Source organism: Candidatus Paracaedibacter symbiosus, assembly GCF_000757605.1.
Taxonomy (GTDB): domain Bacteria; phylum Pseudomonadota; class Alphaproteobacteria; order Paracaedibacterales; family Paracaedibacteraceae; genus Paracaedibacter_A; species Paracaedibacter_A symbiosus.
This window is the reverse complement of sequence record NZ_JQAK01000004.1, coordinates 116381-138468: the sequence shown is the minus strand read 5'-3', so window position 1 is coordinate 138468 and position 22088 is coordinate 116381. Positions and strand designations below refer to the sequence as shown.

The following is a 22088-nucleotide window of genomic DNA, read 5'->3' as shown; positions in this document are numbered from 1 at the left end:
CGTTTCTGTCTGAGAGAGATTTTAAAGGTATAGCGCTTTAAAATCACTCCTATTTTTTAGGGGTAGCGTTCCTACTTCACAAAATATGGGGTGTAAAGTGAAGAGCATCAAAAATAACTTATACTATAGAATGCCTGCGGTTTATATGATTGGTATGGCATCAAGAGGGTATACCCAATGGCTATAAATATTGCTCTTGATGCAATGGGGGGTGACGCTGCTCCTGCAATCGTTGTTGAGGGGGCTAGTCTAGCTATTGAAAGAGGTTTAGACTGCCACTTTCATATGTTTGGGGATGCTTCTCGCATTGATCTTTTGCTCAGATCTTTTCCTTTATTACAAGATAAAGTGATGGTTCATCATACCGATGAAGCAATTCCCGGAGATATGAAGCCAGCTGTGGCGATTCGTACTCTCAAGCGATCAAGCATGCGTCTTGCTGTTCAATCAGTGGCTGATGGGGTTTGCCAAGCTGTTGTTTCCGCTGGTAATACTGGGGCCTATATGGCTCTTTCCAAAATTTTACTCCATACTCTTAGTGAGATTGATCGTCCCGCAATTGCAGCAAAAATTCCAACAATTAAAGGTTTTTGTATTGGTCTTGATTTAGGAGCAAATGTTGATTGCTCCTTTGATAATCTTGTCCAATTTGCGGTAATGGGAGAATCATTGGCTTGTCGGTTGCTTGGCAAAGAGCGACCGACAGTGGGCTTATTAAATGTCGGAACTGAGGAACAAAAAGGTGATGTTGTTGTTCAAGAAGCAGCTCAGCTCCTCAAAGAAAGCGATCAAATCAACTTTATCGGCTTTGTTGAAGGTGATGATATTACTATGGGAAAAGCGGATGTTGTGGTGACTGATGGTTTTACCGGCAATATCGCTTTAAAATCCATGGAAGGCGCTGTTCGTCTACTCTTCAATCTTATTAAAGGCTCGCTTTCGGCGACCTTTCTTGGGAGGCTTGGTTACTGGATAGCGTCGTCCGCCTTTAAAAACGTTCGTAACAAAATGGATCCTCGATTACATAACGGGGCTGTTTTTTTGGGATTGCGCAGTGCGGCTGTGAAAAGCCATGGTGGGGCTGATGCGCTTGCATTCTGCTATGCGATTGATGTGGCAGCAAGTATTGCAAGTGAAATTGATTCTGTTGGTATGGGCCAAGAAATAGAAAATAAACTACAACAAATCTACGGAGCTAGCTTATGATGTTTCGCTCAATTCCAGTTGGTTGTGGAACCTATTTGCCATCCCAGGTAATTACTAACGATTATTTTTCTACATTTATGGAAACCTCAAGCGAGTGGATTGCTTCTCGTACTGGAATTCTGGAAAGACGGTTTGCGTCAGAGAGTGAAACAACCTCTGACATGGCCGTGAGTGCGGCGGAAGAGGCGTTGAAGAATGCCTCTATAGCAGCCTTGGATGTGGACGCGATTATTGTGGCCACAACCACACCTGATAATATTTTTCCCTCTGTTGCCACCATTGTTCAGCATAGATTAGGCGCCAAGAAGGCTTTTGCTTTTGATGTGCAGGCTGTTTGTTCAGGATTTATTTATGCTTTATCTGTTGCTGATAATATGATCCGTTGTGGCCAAGCTAAAACAATTTTAGTTATTGGCGCAGAATCCATGAGTCGGATTCTTGATCGGCAGGATCGGACAACAGCTGTTCTTTTTGGTGATGGTGCAGGTGCTTTAGTCTTACAGGCAACCAATGCGGCAACAAATCGCGGTATTTTGTCAACACACCTCTTCTCTGACGGTAGTTATAAAGAATTACTGTATGTGGATGGAGGGCCTGGGCAGGAGAAACAAGAGGGTGTGCTTAAAATGTGCGGGCGTGAGATCTTTAAGTTGGCAGTTGAGCGGTTGGGGCAAGCGGTGATGACGGCGCTTGAGGCTAACCAACTGACCTCAGCTGATATTGATTGGTTCATCCCACATCAGGCAAATATTCGTATCATTAATTCAGTCTCTGAACATTTTCATTTGCCACGCGAAAAAGTAGTGATTACTGTTCATAAACATGGTAATACTTCTGCAGCGTCTATTCCATTAGCCTTGTATGACGCGGTTTCAGATGGCCGTGTTAAGGAAAATGACTTAATTATTTTTGAGGCAATGGGGGGGGGATTGACATGGGGATCAGCGCTTATTCGTTGGTAAAACTTTAATTCTTTTTTATTTGTAATGGAGGAAGATTAAGATGGCTGATTCAACAGTCACAAGAGCTGATATTGTTTCTGATGTTGTCAACAAAACGAGTGTGTCACGTCAACAAGCAACGGATATCTTGGAATCGGTTTTAAGGGAAATTAGCAAAACTTTGGCAAGTGGCCGTTCTGTGAAAATCTCTTCTTTTGGAACATTTGCCGTACGCAAGAAAACAGAACGCTTGGGACGCAATCCAAGAACAGGTGTTTCAGCAAAAATTACAGCGCGTCAGGTGATTAGTTTCAAAGCTTCGCCAATTTTCAAAAAAACAGTTCAAGAAAACGGTTGATTTTTATTTCCAGTATTAGAATATCGTACCGTTATTTATGAGACTTCTGGTTTTATCCGGAAGTCACTTTTTTATCCTAGATTCTGTGGATATTTGTGACTATAAGATATTTTGAGATATTTTTAGCCGAAAATAAAGCCAAATGCTTTGAAGTAGGAGAGCCACTTCAAGGAATTGGAGGAAATTGAGAGGCAAAAAGCGCCCAAATAGCCCCTCTCATGAAAAGTTTACAGAGCTTGGGATCTCTCCTCTAATTCGCGCAAAGATGGCTTTAAGACACTTCAGCTTAAAATGTCTCAAAACCATCTTTCTCTCTAGCTTCCAGACCCTACAACGAATAAAGCTTTTGGAATTCAATGGGGTGAGGGGCCATATTATAGGTATGTACTTCTTCCCATTTATAAGTCAGATACGTATTGATGAAGTCTTTTGTAAAGACGTCACCTTCTAACAAGAATTGATAATCTTCCTGCAAGGCTTTCAGGGCTTCGCCTAAAGAGCCGCAAACAGTTGGCAGTGTGCGCGCAATTTCCACCTCTTCAAATAAATTGTGATCGACTGGCTCACCTGGATGAATTTTGTTGCGAATGCCATCCAACCCTGCCATTAACATGGCTGAAAATCCAAGATAAGGATTAGCTAGTGGGTCGGGGAAGCGAACTTCAACTCGTTTTGCTTTTTCGCCTTTTGCAGAAGGGATACGGCAAGCTGCAGATCTGTTTTGTGCAGAGTAGGCTAAGATTACTGGTGCTTCATAACCAGGAACGAGGCGCTTATAACTGTTGGTGGTGGGGTTGGTGAACGCATTGAGCGCTTTTGCATGTTTTAATATCCCTCCAATATAGTATAATGCTGTTTCCGAAAGGCCACTATATCCATTGCCAGCAAAAAGTGGTGTATTGTTATGCCATAAGGATTGATGAACATGCATGCCTGAACCATTGTCGCCGAAGATAGGTTTTGGCATAAAAGTTGCGGTTTTGCCATAAGTATGGGCCACATTACGAACAACGTATTTATAGATCTGCAAATGGTCAGCTGTTTCAAGAAGTGTCCCGAATTTAAAGCCAAGTTCATGTTGAGCAGGGGCTACTTCATGGTGGTGTTTTTCCATTTCTAATCCCATTTCTGCCATAGTTGTTACCATTTCAGCCCGCAAATCATGGAGGGAGTCAAGAGGGCCAACTGGCATATAGCCACCCTTTGGTTGAGGGCGATGACCATGCGCTGAAACTTCTAAAGCCCGCCTGTTAGTAGAGGGGAATTCGTCAGCTTCAATCTCGTAAAATGAGCTTAGCTTTTGTAATCCAAAACGAACATTGTCAAAGATAAAAAATTCTGCTTCTGGTCCAAAGAATGCTGTTGTGGCCATCCCTGATTTTTTAATGTGTTCCTCAGCTTTTCTAGCGATCCCGCGTGGGTCTCTTTCATAGACGTTCCCTGATTGTGGATCGTATATATCGCAAATAACAATTGCTGTTTTTTGGGCGGAGAAAGGGTCAAGCGTATATTTAGATAAGTCAGGCTTCATGACCATGTCTGACTCGTGAATTGCCCGCCATCCGGCGATGGAAGAGCCATCGAAATAGATACCTTCGTCTAAAACATCTTCGGTGACGGCATTCTGTGGGAAGGACATATGATGCCATTGCCCCAGCATATCACTAAAGCGAAAATCGACAAAATCAACCTGTTCAGTTTTGAGGAAATTTAAAAATTTGGTTTGCTCAGTCATTATTATTATCCAATTTAAAGTGTCTGATAAGAATATAGCAATTCAATAAACGCTATGTATAAAAAATTAAATTAAAAATTATTACAATTCGAATAGGTTCACAGTAGCCTGTGATTTTTACAGTTGAGTTTTACTCAATTTTAAATTTTTCTGTCTAGAAAATATAATTTTCTCATGTTATCATTGCATTTAATTTCCAAACGGTGTATACCTTCGCCAAGGTATGTTTTATTTTTTTTACTTTTCGGAGTAACTTCATGAGTTCTGTTGAAACAATCGTTGTGCAATCCCGCGCAGCTTCAGGTACAAGTGCCGCTAGAGCCACACGTAAAGACGGTCTAGTCCCAGGCATTGTTTATGGTAACAATAAAGAGCCACAACTTATTGCGCTTGATCCACGCGTTTTGATCAAGGAAATGTATAAAGCAGGTTTCTTTAGCCGCTTGTTCACTATCTCTTTGGATGGTAAAGAACAGCATGTGCTTGCAAAAGACATTCAATTGCACCCGGTATCAGATCATCCACTCCACGTGGACTTCCAACGGGTCAGTAAAGATGCAAAAATTACGGTTAACGTTCCATTATCTTTCATTAATGATGACAAGGCTCCAGGTGTTAAAAAAGGTGGCGCGATTAACATCGTTCATCACAATCTCGAAGTTACTTGCCCTGCAAACGCAATTCCAGAGCAAATCGTTGTTGACTTGAGTAAATTGGAAATCAACCAAGGTATTCACATAACAGATCTCGCTTTGCCAAAAGGTGTTGTGCCTACGCATCAAGAACGTGACGCAACCTTGGTTACCATCGTTGGTTCCAGCAGTGATACTGCTAAAGAAGAAGCGTAAACTTTTCGCCTATGTATATTGTGGTTGGTTTAGGGAATCCTGGTCCTCAGTATTCTATGAACCGTCACAATGTAGGTTTTATGGCAATCGATACGATTGCAGATCAATATAATTTCCCTCCCTTTAAAACAAAATTTAGTGCTCAAGTGAGTGAAGGCAAAATTGGCCATCATCGTGTGATTTTGTGCAAGCCCATAACCTTTATGAATTTGTCTGGCCGGCCTGTCGCAGAGCTTGCTAAATTTTATAAAATTCCCGTAGACCATCTTTATGTTCTACATGATGATTTAGATTTACTACCTGGTAAGATTAAGGTCAAAAAAGGTGGTGGGGCTGGGGGGCATAATGGCCTGAGAAGTATTGATTCTTGCTTAGGGCAAGACTATTGGCGGTTGCGTCTAGGAATCGGTCATCCTGGCTTTAAAGAGGCTGTCTCTGGTTATGTTTTGAGTAATTTTAAATCTTCTGATGAAGAATGGCTGACGGACTTGTTGTCAGCGGTTGCTTGTGAAATTGATACTCTTTTTGACAGTGACCCAGGTAAGTGGCTCACCAAAGTTCATCTTCGTTTTCAATAGAACTTCTTTATCTTTTCCACTTTCACTAAAGTCAATGCTCTTTAGATTAAAGCTAACTTCTATTTATTTGAACTCTACCTCAAAGTTAGAAAAAGGTAAGAAGTTTTAGCTCTTGCCCTTCACTTCCCGGCGATCTTCTGGTGCAAATGAGGAGTATTCAAGCTATTTCTTAGATTTTCAGACAAAACTAAATTCAGTATGTCAATAGTGCTTAAAAGGTTCAATACAAGTTTGCGAATGACGGACTGACACTAACATTATCGAGTAGCCAATTTCTGCCTAAAAGTGACTTGGAAAATTATATTTTTTCTCTTTCTGTCATGCGCTAGAAAATAGTGACAAACATCAATTGAAAATAAACATTATATTTGGTTAAATCATATTTATTGTTTTTTGTTAGATTTATGTTTCTTTTCTCAATAACCATTATTTCCTATGTTTGTTATCAGCATCATTTTGATCCATTAGCTCAAGAAGAGTGGTTTTGGAGTTGGAAATATATAGTACTTGTTGTTTTTTATCCGGAATTAAGCCTCTATCGTAAGTGTTGGGTGTATTTTTCTGGTAATGAGCTCGGATGGATTATTGGTTTGGATATCGTCTTAACCTTTTGTTTTGCTATTTTTTTTTATTTCCTTTTTACAATAACACAGTTTGTATTGCTGTTTATTGTAGGGATAACATTGGTAGCATTGACTTATTATAGGTTGATTGCTTCGCTTGAATTTGTAGGACTTATGCTCTCGTCTAAAAAGTATAATGATTTAATTCTTAGAACACGAATTGTCGAGTACTGTGGGGAAGAATTGTTGCATGGCAGAAAACCAATTGTTTTTCCTAATTATCACAATATCTTCGCAACAGTTTTATTAGCATTTTCTGGTATTGGGTCTTCCGTTTTCTATATTTGGTCTTGTTTGTGCCCTATCTGGGATGCTATACAGTGGATTTCGACTTACCTTTTATGCATACCTTGATTTAACGCCATGGGTTGTCTCAACGGCGCGTTTTAAGTCGCTATTTAAAAGTTGTTTTAGTGTTGGGTCAAGCTTATAGGCGTCGGGACTGAAGTAGATCTCTCCCTCATCTCCTTGCCAGACTGTTTGGTAGGTAAAGTAAACGTTGATTTGCTCCTGCAGTGGCAATGAAACGGTCGCTCCATGCTTGATTATTGTGTCCAATTCATCCACCGAATACTTTGTGTTATTATTCAGGACCCAGCTGGCAAGTTCCGCAGGTTTTTGTAGGCGAATACATCCTGAAGAATAATTGCGCACGGTCTTATCAAATAGTTTTTCATCAGGCGTTCCATGCAGATAGATAGTGTAAGGATTCTCAATGTTAAGTTTAATACGGCCCAAAGCATTATGAGCGCCAGGGCTTTGACGTAAGTGATAATTGCTACCTTCATGGGTCCAATCGGCCTGATCTGGGTCAATCACATTGTCGTTTGAATCATAGACAGTAAAGCCTGCACGGTGGACATAACTTGGATCATGCAAGATTTTAGGGAGCTTGTCGCGCATCAAAATACTGTGTGGTACGCCCCAGGAGGGATTGACGATTACATTTTTTAAGGGAGCATAGAAGAGAGGGGTTTTGGTTGTCTCTTTGCCCACAATCGCTTTAATTCGAAGGTCAAGATGATTGTCGGTGTAGGCTTTGACCTCATATCCCCCGACATTGACGAGGACGTAGCGGGTGGTTATATGATCATCGGGAAGCCAGCGTAGGCGTTCCATATTGACAATGATTTTATTAATCAAATCATTGAGGGGGGTGTTAAGAGCTTTACGTGTTTGATCACTAACTATGCCAGTTTGATCAATAAAATGGCGCTTTTGGAAAAGTTTAACAGCAGTTTCAATCTCCTTATCGTACTCGGTTGATGTGAGGTTGTCACCCTTGTAGTCGCCATAAGTATGCAAAATCACCCTAAGGTTAACCACATCTTGATCCTTTGTTCCTAGTTTAAGGAGCGCTTTTGTGATTTCGGGGAGGGGTGCTTGTTGACCGAGTATGCGGTAGTCTGCCAGTGCTTTTTTTAAGACTTGGTAGTCGGGGATAGTAGGCGCCATTTGCCGCAACTTCTCTCCACTTGAATCCTTAAGCGCCTCTTGCAACAGCTTGACTGGCGTGGTGTGGGGAGAGGTGATTTTGATGATACGGGCGGTATGAGAAGGAGGGATACGGCCGACTCGAACATCATCAATATAGCGAATAAATTCATTGGTCAGGATGACGTCAATTTCTTCTGAAGGTAGATTGTTTTTTACTGCTTTTTCAGCTGCTTCATAATCGGTGGGATTTAATCCCTCTTTATCTGCATTTTTTAAAACCTCTAAGGCAATTTCCCCTGCATGATTAAGATTGTTCCCGCTCATCCAAGCAGATTGGTAGCCATTTTCTTTGTAAAAAGCAATTGTATCACTGGAGTATCTTTTATCTTGCGAAAGAAGTTGTTTAATCGGGTGCTCAGCTATCTGACCTGCCTCTACTATCGTAGTAAGCGAATTTTCAGGCGCTGCATCAACAGGGGGTGAGATAATAAAACACGTTGTTAGGAAGCTTAATATAATCTTGTGTGTTTTTGGCAACGTCATCATAAACAACTGCTCCTTGGCTCAGAGAAAGTGCATACCACCTTAATTTTTATATGATAAGATAAAAGAAGTTAATAGGAAATAAATATGGTATATTTCAAGTTTTATAATTAGTTTTATAATTAGTCCGAAGTATTCATGTTGACTATTTTTGCAGGAGAAGAGTAATTAGTAATATGGCTGACACCCTGGGGGGCCCTCAACCTCAACTATCTCTAAAAAGGCAACATCTCCTAGGTATAATTTGTCTGGCAGTGGCAATGTTTGTTTTTGTCAGTGTCAATGCCTTGTTAAAGACGATGGAGCAGTCTTATCCTATTATTGAAGTGGTGTTTTTTAGAAACTTCTTTGCAATTATCCCTTGCATCATCGTCTTTTTTTTAAAGGAAGTTTGCCGCTTTTAAAAGTTAAAAATTTACCAATTCATTGTTTGCGCGCTGTGTTTGGTGTAGCGAGTTTGTGCTGTTTATTTCAGTCAATCTTACTGCTTTCCTTGGCAGAGGCGACCGTGTTTATGTTTACCTCTTCTGTTTTTGTAACAGCTCTTGCGTTTCCTATGTTGCGTGAAAGGGTAGGCTTATCAAAATGGGGGGCAGTCATTGTTGGTTTTGTGGGGGTGCTAATTATCGCAAGGCCAACCCAAAATGTATTTAACTGGGGGGTCGTTTTTGGGGTGATCTCCGCCTTTATTGAGGCAGTGATTATGGTTCATAATCGCAAATTAGCTGCTGTTAACCATCCATTAGCAATTGCGCTTTACTATTTGGTAATTGCAAGTATAATAAGTGGATGCTTCTTACCCTTCTTTTGGATGATGCCAACTGCCTATGATTTTTTGATCTTTATGGCTTTGGGGCTGGGAGGGGGAATCGGTCAGTATTTGGTGACCACTGCCTATGCCTATGCGCCTGCGGGATTGCTTTCACCGATCCTGTATACTGCTTTGATTTGGAGTCTGACGTATGGATTTCTTTTTTTTCAAGAAGTTCCTAATATGGCTCTAATCATAGGGAGCGGGCTTATTATTATGGCGAATCTTTTCGTTATTTTTCAAGAAAATAAAAAAATTTCCAAAGAAACGGTTTGACAAAAGATGTAAAAACGTCGTATGTCAAAGATAAGATTTTAATTTATTTAAGATAATTGATTTTAAGGTTTATTAATGACGAAGCGTATTGCCGCAAAGCACAAAATTGATCGCCGCCTTGGTGTTAACCTGTGGGGTCGCCCAAAGAGTCCTGTAAATAGCCGTAGCTATGGTCCAGGTCAACATGGTCAACAACGTTCCAAGCCATCTGACTATGGTGTTCAGTTGCGCGCCAAACAGAAGCTGAGAGGCTACTATGGTAGTATTGGTGAACGCCAGTTCCATCGTTTATATCAAGAAGCTATCCGCCTTCGTGGTGATACTTCTGAAAACCTCATTCAACTTTTAGAACGTCGTTTGGATGCTGTTGTTTACCGCATGAAATTCGTGGCAACCGTTTTCGCTGCACGTCAGCTTGTAAGCCATGGACACATTGCTGTTAACGGTAAGCGTGTTAACATCGGTTCTTATAAAGTAAAAGATGGTGATGAAATTACTTTGCTTGGTAGTATGAAAGAAAACGTAAACGTTCTCGCAGCTTCACAGTCTGCCGAACGCGATGTTCCTGAATACATCGAAGTTGATCACAAAGGAATGAAAGGTCGTTTCATTCGTGGACCGCAATTCAGCGAAGTTCCTTACCCAGTTCAAATGGAACCAAACTTGGTTGTGGAATTCTACTCACGTTAATAGTAGCGTGTGCTTATTTTTGAGCAATGAAAACATTCGAAGTTAAATATCATTTGAAGCAATGGCCTAGTCTATCACACCATTAGCATACAAAGATAAAAAGCCACCTATAAAGGTGGCTTTTTTGGTAATCTGGCTTATCTACTTGTCGCCATTGAAAAGCCCAACTTCTGCCTCCGTATCCTTTGGTCTCTTTTTTTCATTCGACCTTTGCAGGGCGAGCCTACCTGCTGTGCTCTCTGCACAAAAAAATCGCCTCCAATTTGGGGGCTATAATTTTCCGAAGATCAATTGGATTCACTAACCACCTTGCCTATTAAATGCAAACTGCATTGACTCCCGATTCCGCAGGTAAAAGGTACCGACCTTAAAGAAATAACCTAACGTTGAGGGGAGAGGGTCACCCCAACTCTTTTATCTGCTTTTCAGTGTAGATTTCTCGCGCTAGATTATCTAATAAGAGACCTAATATTACCTCAATATCTTCTTCCTCGAAGGAAGCTGCACTCCCGACACCTTCTAAATGTACCTCATTTTCGAGGCCTGCTTTTTTTATGGCGAGCTTCGCCACCGATTGTTGATAACCAACATAGGGATTGGAAGATATCATGGTAACCTCCCCTTTAACATTGTCGATTTTAAGCCATGTTTGAATACAATCCTCAGTTTGGGCTCTGGATTCATTCTCTTTCTTTTCCGTGTCTACAAAATGAAGACCTTTTTTTCTTAGGATTTCTGGGAGTTTTAATTGACCCCAAATAAACCTTGCTGCCTCCCTTTCATCAGAAGGAAGGTTTTTGGGAGCCTTCCAGGTAGGGTCTGTTTCGTAAGGAGAGGAATCTAGTAAAACACTTTCTGTTTCTGACTCAAATAAAGGTCGTTCGCCTACCAGGGCAACAATTTTTGTCTCAGGGGTAATATTAATTTTTTGGTCTTTTATTAATTTTACCAAAAACATAATACGTTTGCGCATATTTTGGACAGTGGAGCCCATAATCAATATGTGATTGGGAGTCGTAGATTTAGGATTAATGGTATCAATATGACCTAATTGATTGAATTGATTTAAAATTTCTTTTTTATCATCTAAGGGAAGTGAAGCGCAGAGTTGCTTGTAGTGACTTATCGCTTTTTTATCCAATCTTTCTGAGCTTTTAGGACGAAGGAAATTTTTTTGGGCAAAATCACTCCATTCAGAAATTTTATCCGGATTATCTAACACAGGGCCGTGTGTAAAATATGAATATATTTTTATAACTTGAGGCGCAATTTCTCCTTTTTCATTAATTATACTCGCCTGAGAAACAGAGAGGCTCCAAACTAGTAGTACACTAAATATGAAATTTCTTATCATGGAAATAAATCCTTATGAGGTAAATTTATAAAAGGATAAAATTCTTTTTACAGGGTAGCATAGTAAGTGAGACTTCAGCTTATGGAGGAGAAAAAAAGGTAATTTCTCCCTCTTGTATTACCATGGTATTTCCAATACTAAAAAGAAAGCTGCATATCTTTTGTCCTCTTACGCCAGTTCCAAAAGATATGCAGTTTTCCTCTTCTTAATCTATTTTTCTTATATCCATCGTGTATTCTAAAATATTTTCTGGTTGGCAATCTAGGTGTTTGCAAATAGCCTCGAGCGTGGAAAACGGAGGGCTTTGGCCTTACCCTTTTTTAAGGCTGAGAGCTCTAATGCTTAGGAGACAGGCCTCATAAATCCAGTATTCTGATTCTCTTTAAAAAAACTTCCTCCATAATTAACCAAAAATTATGCTGTAGCCTGTTTAACTCATTTTACTAGGTTTCAGTATTATTTACGGAGGAAAAAATGGTTAAGCAGCTATTTTTAGCTATGTTGGGTATATCTTCTACGTATGTCTCGGCAATGGAATATGAACCTTCTGTTGCCAGCCACAGTTATAGCCGGCTCCCTGAAAGTGGTATGGAAGAGTCATATGAAAATGCGGATCCAAAAAAGTTGTATGAATTGGGATATTATTATTATGTTTCAGCTATAAAAAAAAGTGGTCCAACCCAACCAAACATAGAAGATTTAAAAAAAGCACGCCTCTTACTTACTAAGGCTGTAGGAAAAGATCACCCTCAGGCTGCCCTATTACTTGGATACATGTGGGAGACAGGACTAGGGGGGAAAAAAAATATACAGGAAACCATAAAGCTTTATTCGAAGGCTATTCGCCAAGGAGTAGGCGAGGAGGCAACCCTGCGTTTAGCTAAGCTTTATTACGAAGCAAAGGAGATGAATATGGCATATAAATTATATGCCCCACTTGCAATAAGTGGAAATCCCTTGGCTCAAATTGCTTTGGGAGATATTTTACGAGAAGGTTCAGAGGGAAAAGATAAAATTGACGCAAATGTAGATGACGCAATTGATTGGTATAATAAAGCAGCTGAGCAGGGATATTTAGAAGGGTACTACGGAATAGGACTTGCTTATTACAAATTCCGAGACTTCGCCCAGGCTGCTGTATATTTTAAAAAGGTTATTGAAAGAGAAAATGCGGAACAAATTCTAGGCAAAAAAAATTGGGAGAAATTAAGAGTAGACTAGCTTTTATTTACCACAGAAAAGGGTTAGGAACTGTTGATGAAGCGAGAAAGCTATATCAAGAGGCTGTCGCTCTTGGTCATAAACAATCAAAAAGGCATCTAGAGAATATGCATCTTTCTGAGGCGGAGTTAGAGAGATTAAGACAAGTTAGAGGTCTGTTTACAAAAGAGATGTGGTCGTAAGGCAAGGAGTGAAATAATCCCTTACATTTAGAAAAAAATTTATCCATACTCAAAACACCTGTAGAAACCAGAAACCGGCTTTTGCAGGTGTTTTAGGTATAAATGATCCATACCTCCTTTTAAATGGATAAAATAAGCAGAACTTCATTGATAATTGGTTTAAAATACTGCTACCTTTTGGCCAAGAATTCCCCATAATAACGGCACCACTTATGACAAAAAAACTATATTTGATTGATGGCTCAGGTTTTATCTTTCGCGCTTTTCATGCGTTGCCGCCGTTGCGTCGTGCCGATGGAACGCCAGTAGGAGCAGTTTACGGCTTTTGCAATATATTGATGCGATTCTTAGAGCAAGCCCAGGCGAACCATGGGGAAGATTATTTAGCGGTGATTTTTGATGCGGCTCGCAAAACCTTTCGTCAGGATATTTATCCCGAGTATAAAGCCCATCGTCCGGACATTCCTGAAGACTTGATTCCACAGTTTTCCATTATTCGCCAGGCCTGTGAAGCATTTCAAATTCCCTCCATTGAGCTGGAAGGCTATGAAGCAGACGATTTGATCGCTTCTTACGCCGATGAGGCAGTGAAACAAGGAATTGAAGTGATTGTTGTCTCTTCAGATAAAGATTTGATGCAGTTGGTTCGCCCAGGGATCACCATGTTGGATCCTATTAAAAACAAACCTATTGCGGATGCCGAGGTGTTAGAGAAATTTGGTGTTCTGCCAGAAAAAGTGATTGATGTCCAGGCTCTTGCTGGTGACTCTGTCGACAATGTCCCGGGTATTCCAGGAATTGGTGTTAAGACGGCGGCAGAGTTGATCAATATGTTCGGAGATTTAGAAACATTATTGCAGCAAGCCGAGACGATCAAACAACCTAAACGACGCCAATTGCTGATGGACTATGCAGAAAATGCCCGTATTTCCAAGCAACTCGTCACATTGTGTCCTACAGCGCCTCTCCCTATGGCGATTGAGGCATTGGCGGTGCGATCGCCCGATTCTATTGTTTTAAAGGATTTTGTTCGGTTGCAAGGCTTTACAAGTTTGGTGAGCCGCTTAGACAAGCAATTTGGAGTACCTGCCCACAGCAATGAAGGGGAAAAAAATTATCACTGTATTACTGATTTAGCAGAGCTGCAGGCGTTTGTAAAAGAAGCTTTATGCCAACCGGTGGTGGCTTTTGACTCTGAGACAACCTCTCTAAATATTATGGAAGCTGAGGTTGTCGGCTTTTCTTTAAGCTTTGAAAGCGGAACAGGGGTTTATATACCCATAGGGCACAAACGGCGTCAAGATCAACTGATGTTGGCAAAAGAAGAGCCATTGGATAAGCAATTAAGTCTGACAGAGGTGGCGGCATGTCTAAAGCCATTATTGACAGATGTGGCGGTACTAAAAGTTGGCCATAACCTGAAATATGACTTAGGCGTATTAGCGAAATATGATATTGCGATTACGCCCATTACCGATACGATGCTGATGTCTTATGTTTTGGATGGCAGCAAACATGGCCATGGAATGGATGAATTAGCTGAGCGACACCTCATGCACGCAACCATCAAATATACTGATGTCGTGGGGACGGGCAAAAATCAAAAGCGTTTTGATGAAGTTGATTTGGAAAGAGCAACTGCCTATGCTGCCGAAGATGCCGATGTAACTTTTAAGTTATATCAGCATCTTGCGCCCCGCTTGGCTCTTGAAAAAGTCACAACAGTCTATGAGCGAATTGAGCGCCCCCTTGTACCAATCATTGTGGCAATGGAAGTTGCGGGCATTAAGGTGGATGACGCTTTGCTGCGTCAATTAGGAAACCAATATGCGATGGAAATGGTGGTGCTGGAAACACTCATTCATAAACTTGTTGGCCGACCCTTTAATATTGGTTCGCCTAAGCAACTCGGTGAAGTTCTTTTTATTGAGATGGGATTGCCAGCGCCTAAAAAGTCTAAGACAGGCGCTTATATAACCGATGTTGACGTCCTAGAAAAATTGGTAGAGCAGGGGCATGAGCTGCCTGCAAAGGTGCTGGAGTGGCGTGGCCTGTCTAAGCTAAAGTCAACCTATGTGGATGGATTGCTGGCCGCTATTAACCATAAAACTGGACGTGTGCACACCTCCTATTCCATGGCAGGGACATCTACTGGCAGGTTGGCGTCATCTGATCCAAACCTGCAGAATATTCCCATTCGAACCGAAAAAGGACGACAAATTCGGCGTGCGTTTATTGCTGAAAAAGGACATAAACTTTTATCTCTCGACTATTCTCAAATTGAGCTGCGCTTGCTTGCCGAAATGGCGGATGTGCCCCAATTGTCTAAAGCTTTCCGGGATGGGCACGATATTCACGCGGCGACAGCGTCTGAGATGTTTGGCGTGCCGCTTGATCAAATCACGGGGGACCTGCGCCGCCGGGCAAAAGCGATTAATTTTGGGATTATTTATGGGATTAGCGCCTTTGGCTTGGCGCAGCAACTCTCTATTTCCACAGGGGAAGCAGGCGGTTATATTAAAGCCTATTTTGAAAAGTATCCCGGAATTAATGATTATATGGAAAAAACTAAAGACTATGCGCGGGAACATGGTTATGTGAAAACGCTGTTTGGCCGTAAATGTTTTACCCCTGGCATTCTCGATAAAAGCCCCGGAATGCGAGGATTTGCTGAACGCCAAGCAATTAATGCGCCGCTGCAGGGAACAAATGCGGATATTATTAAGAAAGCAATGCATCGAATCCCACAAACCCTTGAGCAACATCAGCTTCACGCAAAAATGCTACTCCAAGTGCATGATGAATTGATTTTTGAGGTGCCAGAGGCGGAAGTTGAAAAAACAACTGAGGTGTTGCGTAAATTGATGGAAGGGATTGTCCACCTCAAAGTGCCTCTTGTTGTGGGGGTAGGAGTGGGTAATAACTGGGATGAAGCTCATTAAAGTTGGTTTTTCACCCCCCCAATAGACTTTCAAGGTCTTCATAGGATGACAGTAATAGCGGAAGATTGATCCATTTCATTCTTCCCTATCACTTATTTTCAATTTATGATAAATATACCAAAAATACCCTCAAGATGCTGGTTTCTGCGCGTTTTGTTGGGGGAAATTTAAAATTGCCAAATTAGGAATAAAAAATGATCCAGTTTGATTTCGGCCTCGGTGACATTGCGGAAAGTGTTCGGGAGACTGTTCGTGCTTTTGCCGATGAACATATTGCGCCGCGGGCGGCAGAAATTGATGCGAGCAATATTTTTCCCCGGGATTTATGGCCCAAATTGGGGGAACTGGGGCTGCTTGGAATTACGGTTCCAGAAAATGATGGCGGTTCAGGCATGGGTTATGTCGAACATGTGGTGGCGATGGAGGAAATTTCCCGAGCCTCTGCTTCTGTCGGACTTAGTTATGGCGCCCATTCAAACTTATGCATTAACCAGATCAAATTAAATGGCACAGCGGAGCAAAAGAAAAAATATCTCCCCAAATTAATGAGCGGTGAGCATGTCGGCGCATTGGCGATGAGTGAGCCCGGTGCTGGATCAGATGTGGTGAGTATGCGTCTTCGTGCCGATAAAGTTGATGGTGGGTTTGTGCTGAACGGCAACAAAATGTGGATTACCAATGGTCCTGACGCTGAAGTATTAGTAGTCTATGCTAAGACCGATCCGGCCGCGGGCTCAAAAGGGATTACGGCCTTTATTCTCGAAAAGGGGTATAAGGGATTCACCACGGCTCAAAAACTCGATAAAATGGGGATGCGGGGATCCAACACATGCGAGCTAGTTTTTGATGAGTGCTTTGTACCTCAAGAAAATATTTTAGGAGATTATAACCGCGGTGTTCGGGTCTTAATGAGTGGGTTGGATTTTGAGCGCGTTGTCTTGTCGGCAGGCCCGCTAGGAATTATGCAGGCGTCCCTGGATGTCTCCCTTGCTTATGTGCGAGAACGCGAACAGTTTGGCCAAAAAATCGGCGAGTTTCAGCTTATCCAAGGTAAAATTGCAGATATGTATACTCTCCTCAATGCGAGCCGTGCTTATGTCTATGCGGTTGCTAAAAGCTGTGATCACGGCAAAGTCACGCGCCAAGATGCGGCAGGAGCTATTTTGTTTGCCGCGGAGAATGCTACCAAACTTGCGCTGGATGCGATTCAGATTTATGGGGGGATGGGGTATATCAACGAAACGCCTACAGGCCGTTTTTTGCGTGATGCGAAGCTTTATGAAATTGGCGCAGGAACGTCAGAAATTCGTCGTATGTTGATTGGCCGTGAACTATTCCTCGGCGGTAAGAGTTATTAGGTTCACAGAGCCTAGGACAAACGGGGAGCTTCAGTAGCTTTGTTTTGTCCTCCAAAATATATTATTATCCATTACTAATTGGATTTATGAGCAATGAACCAACACACAGAAATGAACACGAAACAACAGTTGATCTGGTTGTTTGGAACCTGTTTTTTAATCTGGCTAATGATCATGCTGGGGGGCGCAACTCGGCTGACCCATTCTGGGTTATCGATTGTCGAATGGAAGCCAGTAACGGGAATTTTGCCACCACTTTCTGAGGGGGCATGGCAAGACGAATTTACTAAATATCAGCAATTCCCGGAATATAAACTGGTCAACTCTGATATGGCATTGTCCGAGTTTAAATTTATTTTCTTTATGGAATATGCCCACCGTCTATTAGGGCGACTCATCGGGTTAGTTTTCTTTATCCCTCTTATTTACTTCTGGGGGCGGGGTCGGTTATCGCCGTTTGTCAAAAAAATGTCCCTGGCAGCGATGGTAATTGGTGCTGGGCAAGGTTTTATGGGCTGGTATATGGTGAAAAGTGGTCTGGTGAAGGATCCTGCCGTCAGCCATTATCGGTTGGCCACGCATCTGCTTTTAGCAATGGTGCTTTATGCGATGCTGTTTTGGACGGGCCTCAAGGTCTGGCACCAACGGCCAAAGACGCGCCAGCCGCAGCTAGCCGCGGTGACAGGAATTTTGCATTTGGGGTCCTTGTTCCTCATCCTCACTATCTTTTATGGTGCCCTTGTGGCTGGCCTTAAAGCAGGGCTTATCTACAACACTTTTCCGTTGATGGAAGGAAGTTTCATTCCCTCGGAATGGAATTTTCTGCAACCCATTTATTTAAATTTTTTTGAAAACGCGGCGATGGTGCAATGGATACACCGATATTTAGCCATTCTGACATTCGTTTTTCTGGCGGCTGGGATGGCTCTGTTGATGCGAAAAGAAGTATCTGAATCTTTGAGGTACACCGCTGCTCTTGTGATAGCTGGCGTGTTTTTGCAAGCATTGCTTGGGATTATGACGCTCCTCCATCAGGTGCCAGTGCTGCTGGGAACATTGCATCAAGGGACAGCTGTCGTGGTATTGACGCTTGTATTGTACGTAAAATTTGCGATATATCGGGAGTCTTAGGATACCGCAATATTGGAAGGCATTGTTTCCTTAGGTAGAACCATCCTGAATTTCCTCAGGATGGTGAATCATACCTCAACAAAGCTCGGTCAGATAACATCAAGACAGTCTCCATTCTGATATCAGAAACTGAATCTCCAGGTTATTCAAGTATAAATACTTTAAGACGGTTTAATGTTTCCTCTTTCCCCAACACTTCCATCACCTCAAAGACGCTAGGTGAAATAGTGCTCCCGGTCAGAGCAACACGTAAAGGTTGTGCAATGTTGCCGAGCTTTTCACCTTGCTCTTCACTGACGATACGGACCGTGGCATCAATAGCGCTTTCGGTGAAGTCAGTGACATTTTCCAGCTTATCAGCCACCGCTTTCACCAGTGCTTTGGCTTCTGATGTTGTGAACTTTGCCGCTTTTTCATCGATGGGTTGGACCTCACAATAGAATAGGGAGGCGTTGGCCAAGTCGATTAACGTTTTGGCGCGTTGTTTGAGCCCATTCATGCCGTGCAGGAGGCGATTAATCTCAGTATCCTCTAATTCACGGCCAAGTTTTGCTGTGAGGTGTGGTTGAATCAACTCAACTAAGCGCGCATTGCCTGTTTCTCGGATGTAGTGGGCGTTGAGATTGGTCAGCTTTGCCAAATCCAAGCGGGCTGGTGATTTACCGATCCCGGTCCCATCAAACCATTCTATTGCTTGAGCGCGGGTGATGATTTCATCGTCGCCATGCCCCCACCCTAGACGTAAAAGATAGTTACACAACGCCTCTGGCAAAAAGCCCATATCACGGTAAGCATCTGCCCCAAGAGCTCCATGCCGTTTGGAGAGTTTTGCGCCATCGGGGCCGTGGATTAAGGGGAGATGGGAGAATTGCGGAATATCCCATCCGCAAGCAAGATAAAGATGGGTTTGCCTAAATGCATTGGTTAGATGATCATCCCCGCGAATGATGTGGGTGATTCCCATGTCGTGGTCATCCACCACCACAGAAAGCATATATGTGGGTGTGCCATCAGCACGCAACAACACCATATCATCAAGAGTGGAATTTTGAATGCGCACGGTGCCTTGGACCGAATCCTCAATCATCGTTTCGCCTTCTTGGGGTGCTTTGAACCGAACCACTGGTTTGACCCCAACTGGCGCTAGACTTTGATCACGATCTCGCCAAAAACCATTATAGCGAGGGGCTCCACCATTCTTACGTGCTTCTTCGCGCATTTGTTCTAGCTCTTCTGGTGAACAATAACAGTAATAGGCCTTGCCTTGTTTTAAGAGGTCAAGAGCGACTTCTGCATGACGGGCGGCGCGTGAAAATTGAAAAACGGGTTCTTCATCCCAGTCCAAGCTCAACCATTTAAGGCTGTCAAAAATTGCCTCAACCGCCGCCTCAGAAGAGCGTTCTCTGTCGGTGTCTTCAATGCGAAGGAGGAATTTGCCCTGATGATGCTTAGCATACAGCCAATTGAATAAAGCGGTTCTCGCGCCACCAATGTGTAAAAAACCAGTAGGTGAGGGGGCAAAACGGGTGACAACAGTCATGTTTTTCTATAACGTATTTTGTGAATGGATTTGTATTCAAGCTACTTGAAGACGCGGTTTTTGTCTATGCATTTTTAGACTCGTTCCCCCATTCGTACCCCTCCGCGCCAGCTGACTAACATTATTGTCCTCGGCGAAAAAACGCCCTAAATCTGCTTGCCATAATTCTCTTTTTTCCAGTAGGTTGGGGGTAGTTTTGGTATAATCGACTTAAGCCCCACTATGCCCCACCCATTTTTGAAAAAGGCCTTCGTATTTTTAAAAGGTTGTTATTTAGGAGATCGACAGCGGTTGATTCTCTGGTGGCCGGTTGCCTTTGGTCTTGGAATCTTGGGTTATTTTTCTCTGCCGACACAACCAACAAGCGGGCATATTATCGCAACCACTGTGATTGCACTCCTGTTTTGTTTAAGGCGTATGCGCTCCCGTTTTAACGTGAGCAGTCTTGCAATTTTGGCCTTTTGTTGCGGCATTTTTGTGACCCATGTGCGCACGGTTTTAACTGACACAGTCATGATTGATCAGCGGATTAAGAGCTTTCATTTTACGGGGGTAGTGGCAGATGTGGATTATACTCAGAGGGGCGTGCGATTATTGATCCAGTTAAAAAATCGTCCCGAGGTATATGAAAGACTGCAAACAATTCGCCTCTCCTTACGGCCCGATTTGAGAGTTTCAGGCATCGGCGCTGAAATCAAAGGAGAGGCAAATCTTCTTCCTTTTGGCGGCATTATGAGTGAGTCAGGTTATAACTTCAGGCGCGTAGCCTATTTTCAAGGAGTGAATGCGACAGGGCAATTATTGACCTTTGAGGAAATTGGACACCATCAAGGGCAGTTTGATCTCATTTTAAAGGGAATACGGTGGCGAATTACCGACACGATTATGACACAGTTTTTGCCAGATCAAGATATAGGCGGTATTATGGCGGCTCTTGTTACTGGGGTGCGGGGGAGCATTTCGAATAGCACGCGTCAGGCTTTTACTGATGCAGGTTTAGCGCATCTTTTGGCGATTTCGGGTCTTCACCTAAGTTTGATTGCAGGATTTATATTTCTGTTGATCCGCAGGGGCCTGTCTTTATCGATGCATCTTGCTGAAAGATATGATTTAAAAAAAGTAGCGGCGTGCCTGACGGTGCCGTTTTTATTATTTTATCTGCTGATCTCAGGAGTTGGCATTCCAGCGCTTCGTGCTTTTTTGATGATTTTGTTGGCGATGCTGGCCATTGTCCTCGATCGCAATCCACTTTCCATGCGTCTCGTTTGTTTCGCCGCCAGTGTGATTTTACTGATTTATCCAGAAAGCTTGCTCTCGGCTAGTTTCCAATTATCCTTTGCGGCTGTGGTGGCTTTGATTGGAGTTTATGAAAACGGCTGGCGGCCCTTTAAAAATTGGGTAGATCGCGGCAGCTTTATCCGAAAAATCATTCTCTACATTGCAGGGATTATTGCGACCACATTAATCGCCAGTTTTGCAACAACCCCCTTTACGATTGCAATTTTTCAACGGTTTTCCTTGCAAGGAGTGCTAGGGAATTTGGTGGCAATTCCGATGACGGGCTTTATTATTATGCCGCTTATTGTGTTGTTTTTATTGTTGATGCCAGTGAGGCTAGAGTTTTTGGTGACGCCTTTTTTGAAGAGTGCCATTCAGATATTGATCACTGTTTCTCATTCCGTTGCCTCCCTGCCTGGTGCGGCGATTATCATGCCAGAACAACCTCCCATATTCCTTGCGTTATTTGTGATTGGTGGCATTTGGTTTTGTTTGTGGCAACAACGATGGCGTTATTTGGGCGTCGTGCCTATGACTCTGGCATTTTTCTGTTTGAAACTCACGTCGGATCTCAAAATAGTGATCCCCGAGCGTGAACAAGCAATTTATGGCTTTGATGGTGAGCGTGCCTTTTGTTTAGGCTGTGGGGAATCAGGCTTTGGTCAGGAAATGTTTTTGCGTCAAGTAGGTTGTTACCAGCTCGACCACCTAAAGGAGGGGGCTATTACCATGCCAGTGGGCAAGCTGAAACTGTTTTTGGCAGTAGAAAAGGTCCCGAAAAGGCACTTACAAACGCATTGCGCTCAGGGAGATTATTTGCTGTCACCGCGATCAATTGGGTATGCCTGTTCGGATATGGGAAAAGTCCTGGACCGGTCTAATGTGCAGCGTCAGGGCACGATCATTGCCCACATTAAACAAGACAAGTTAGAGATTACCACCTCCTGCAAACTCCAGGGATGTCGCCCGTGGAGTGAGCGTAAATGTTGCGTCTTGAATGCCTCATTGATGCGGGAAAATGGCAAATTATAGGAAA

General features: G+C 42.7%; 17 protein-coding genes and 1 pseudogene. 13 read left to right on the top strand and 5 right to left on the bottom strand.

Features of this window, described 5'->3' with window-relative positions; genetic code table 11:
* Window positions 1-177: 177 nt before the first annotated feature.
* From plsX to IG80_RS0109155, 3 genes are read left to right on the top strand one after another with little or no spacing between them, the layout of a single operon-like run.
* A complete protein-coding gene (plsX, locus tag IG80_RS0109165; protein WP_032113756.1) occupies window positions 178-1206 on the top strand; it encodes a phosphate acyltransferase PlsX in 1029 nt (342 codons plus the stop codon).
* Window positions 1203-2168: a beta-ketoacyl-ACP synthase III gene (locus IG80_RS0109160; protein WP_032113755.1), complete on the top strand. Its 966-nt coding sequence runs from the start codon at window positions 1203-1205 to the stop codon at window positions 2166-2168. The genes plsX and IG80_RS0109160 overlap by 4 nt, the downstream gene beginning before the upstream one ends.
* 40 nt (window positions 2169-2208) lie before the next feature.
* Window positions 2209-2505 (top strand): integration host factor subunit alpha, encoded by a 297-nt coding sequence (locus tag IG80_RS0109155; RefSeq protein WP_032113754.1) that lies wholly within the window; start codon window positions 2209-2211, stop codon window positions 2503-2505.
* 328 nt (window positions 2506-2833) lie between these two features.
* Here IG80_RS0109155 and glnA read toward each other — a convergent pair whose 3' ends face one another.
* Window positions 2834-4240 carry a type I glutamate--ammonia ligase gene (gene glnA / locus IG80_RS0109150; protein ID WP_032113753.1) on the bottom strand — a complete coding sequence of 469 codons (1407 nt, stop codon included), beginning with the start codon at window positions 4238-4240 and terminating at the stop codon, window positions 2834-2836.
* A gap of 257 nt (window positions 4241-4497) precedes the next feature.
* Between glnA and IG80_RS0109145 the strand changes: the two genes are divergently transcribed.
* The 3 genes from IG80_RS0109145 (at window position 4498) to IG80_RS0109135 (ending at window position 6643) form a co-directional block, all read left to right on the top strand.
* Complete coding sequence (locus IG80_RS0109145; RefSeq protein WP_032113752.1) at window positions 4498-5088, top strand: 50S ribosomal protein L25/general stress protein Ctc; 591 nt, start codon at window positions 4498-4500, stop codon at window positions 5086-5088.
* A gap of 11 nt (window positions 5089-5099) precedes the next feature.
* Window positions 5100-5666, top strand: a complete 567-nt coding sequence (pth, locus tag IG80_RS0109140; protein WP_032113751.1) for an aminoacyl-tRNA hydrolase — start codon at window positions 5100-5102, stop codon at window positions 5664-5666.
* A 404-nt stretch (window positions 5667-6070) separates the two neighbouring features.
* Window positions 6071-6643 (top strand): hypothetical protein, encoded by a 573-nt coding sequence (locus IG80_RS0109135; RefSeq protein WP_156962149.1) that lies wholly within the window; start codon window positions 6071-6073, stop codon window positions 6641-6643.
* Here the strand turns inward: IG80_RS0109135 and IG80_RS0109130 are convergent.
* A complete protein-coding gene (locus tag IG80_RS0109130; protein WP_032113749.1) occupies window positions 6629-8272 on the bottom strand; it encodes a L,D-transpeptidase family protein in 1644 nt (547 codons plus the stop codon). The genes IG80_RS0109135 and IG80_RS0109130 overlap by 15 nt on opposite strands.
* Window positions 8273-8630: 358 nt before the next feature.
* Between IG80_RS0109130 and IG80_RS0109120 the strand changes: the two genes are divergently transcribed.
* Window positions 8631-9356: a DMT family transporter gene (locus tag IG80_RS0109120; protein ID WP_084756346.1), complete on the top strand. Its 726-nt coding sequence runs from the start codon at window positions 8631-8633 to the stop codon at window positions 9354-9356.
* Window positions 9357-9431: 75 nt separating this feature from the next.
* Window positions 9432-10046, top strand: coding sequence for a 30S ribosomal protein S4 (rpsD, locus tag IG80_RS0109115; protein WP_032113746.1), 615 nt, complete (start codon window positions 9432-9434; stop codon window positions 10044-10046).
* Between the two features lie 400 nt (window positions 10047-10446).
* Here the strand turns inward: rpsD and IG80_RS0109110 are convergent, their stop codons facing one another.
* Both IG80_RS0109110 and IG80_RS16885 read right to left on the bottom strand, forming a co-directional pair.
* Complete coding sequence (locus tag IG80_RS0109110; RefSeq protein WP_198027335.1) at window positions 10447-11268, bottom strand: hypothetical protein; 822 nt, start codon at window positions 11266-11268, stop codon at window positions 10447-10449.
* A 337-nt stretch (window positions 11269-11605) separates the two neighbouring features.
* Window positions 11606-11733 (bottom strand): annotated as a pseudogene (locus tag IG80_RS16885) (helix-turn-helix domain-containing protein); the annotation flags it as partial.
* 198 nt (window positions 11734-11931) lie between these two features.
* On the opposite strand from IG80_RS16885, the gene IG80_RS0109105 reads away from it, so the two are divergent.
* The 4 genes from IG80_RS0109105 (at window position 11932) to IG80_RS0109085 (ending at window position 18234) form a co-directional block, all read left to right on the top strand.
* Window positions 11932-12621, top strand: a complete 690-nt coding sequence (locus IG80_RS0109105) for a tetratricopeptide repeat protein (RefSeq protein WP_198027334.1) — start codon at window positions 11932-11934, stop codon at window positions 12619-12621.
* 394 nt (window positions 12622-13015) lie between these two features.
* Entirely contained in the window at window positions 13016-15745 is a 2730-nt protein-coding gene (gene polA, locus IG80_RS0109095; RefSeq protein WP_032113742.1) for a DNA polymerase I, read from the top strand.
* Window positions 15746-15939: 194 nt separating this feature from the next.
* Entirely contained in the window at window positions 15940-17103 is a 1164-nt protein-coding gene (locus tag IG80_RS0109090) for an isovaleryl-CoA dehydrogenase (RefSeq protein WP_032113741.1), read from the top strand.
* A gap of 93 nt (window positions 17104-17196) precedes the next feature.
* On the top strand, window positions 17197-18234 hold the full coding sequence (locus IG80_RS0109085) for a COX15/CtaA family protein (RefSeq protein ID WP_075553224.1): 1038 nt from the start codon (window positions 17197-17199) through the stop codon (window positions 18232-18234).
* A gap of 142 nt (window positions 18235-18376) precedes the next feature.
* On the opposite strand, the gene gltX is transcribed toward IG80_RS0109085, so the two are convergent.
* Window positions 18377-19774 (bottom strand): glutamate--tRNA ligase, encoded by a 1398-nt coding sequence (gene gltX, locus IG80_RS0109080; protein ID WP_032113740.1) that lies wholly within the window; start codon window positions 19772-19774, stop codon window positions 18377-18379.
* A 291-nt stretch (window positions 19775-20065) separates the two neighbouring features.
* Here gltX and IG80_RS0109075 point away from each other — a divergent pair, with 291 nt between their 5' ends.
* Window positions 20066-22084, top strand: coding sequence for a ComEC/Rec2 family competence protein (locus tag IG80_RS0109075; protein ID WP_198027333.1), 2019 nt, complete (start codon window positions 20066-20068; stop codon window positions 22082-22084).
* Window positions 22085-22088: the final 4 nt, after the last annotated feature.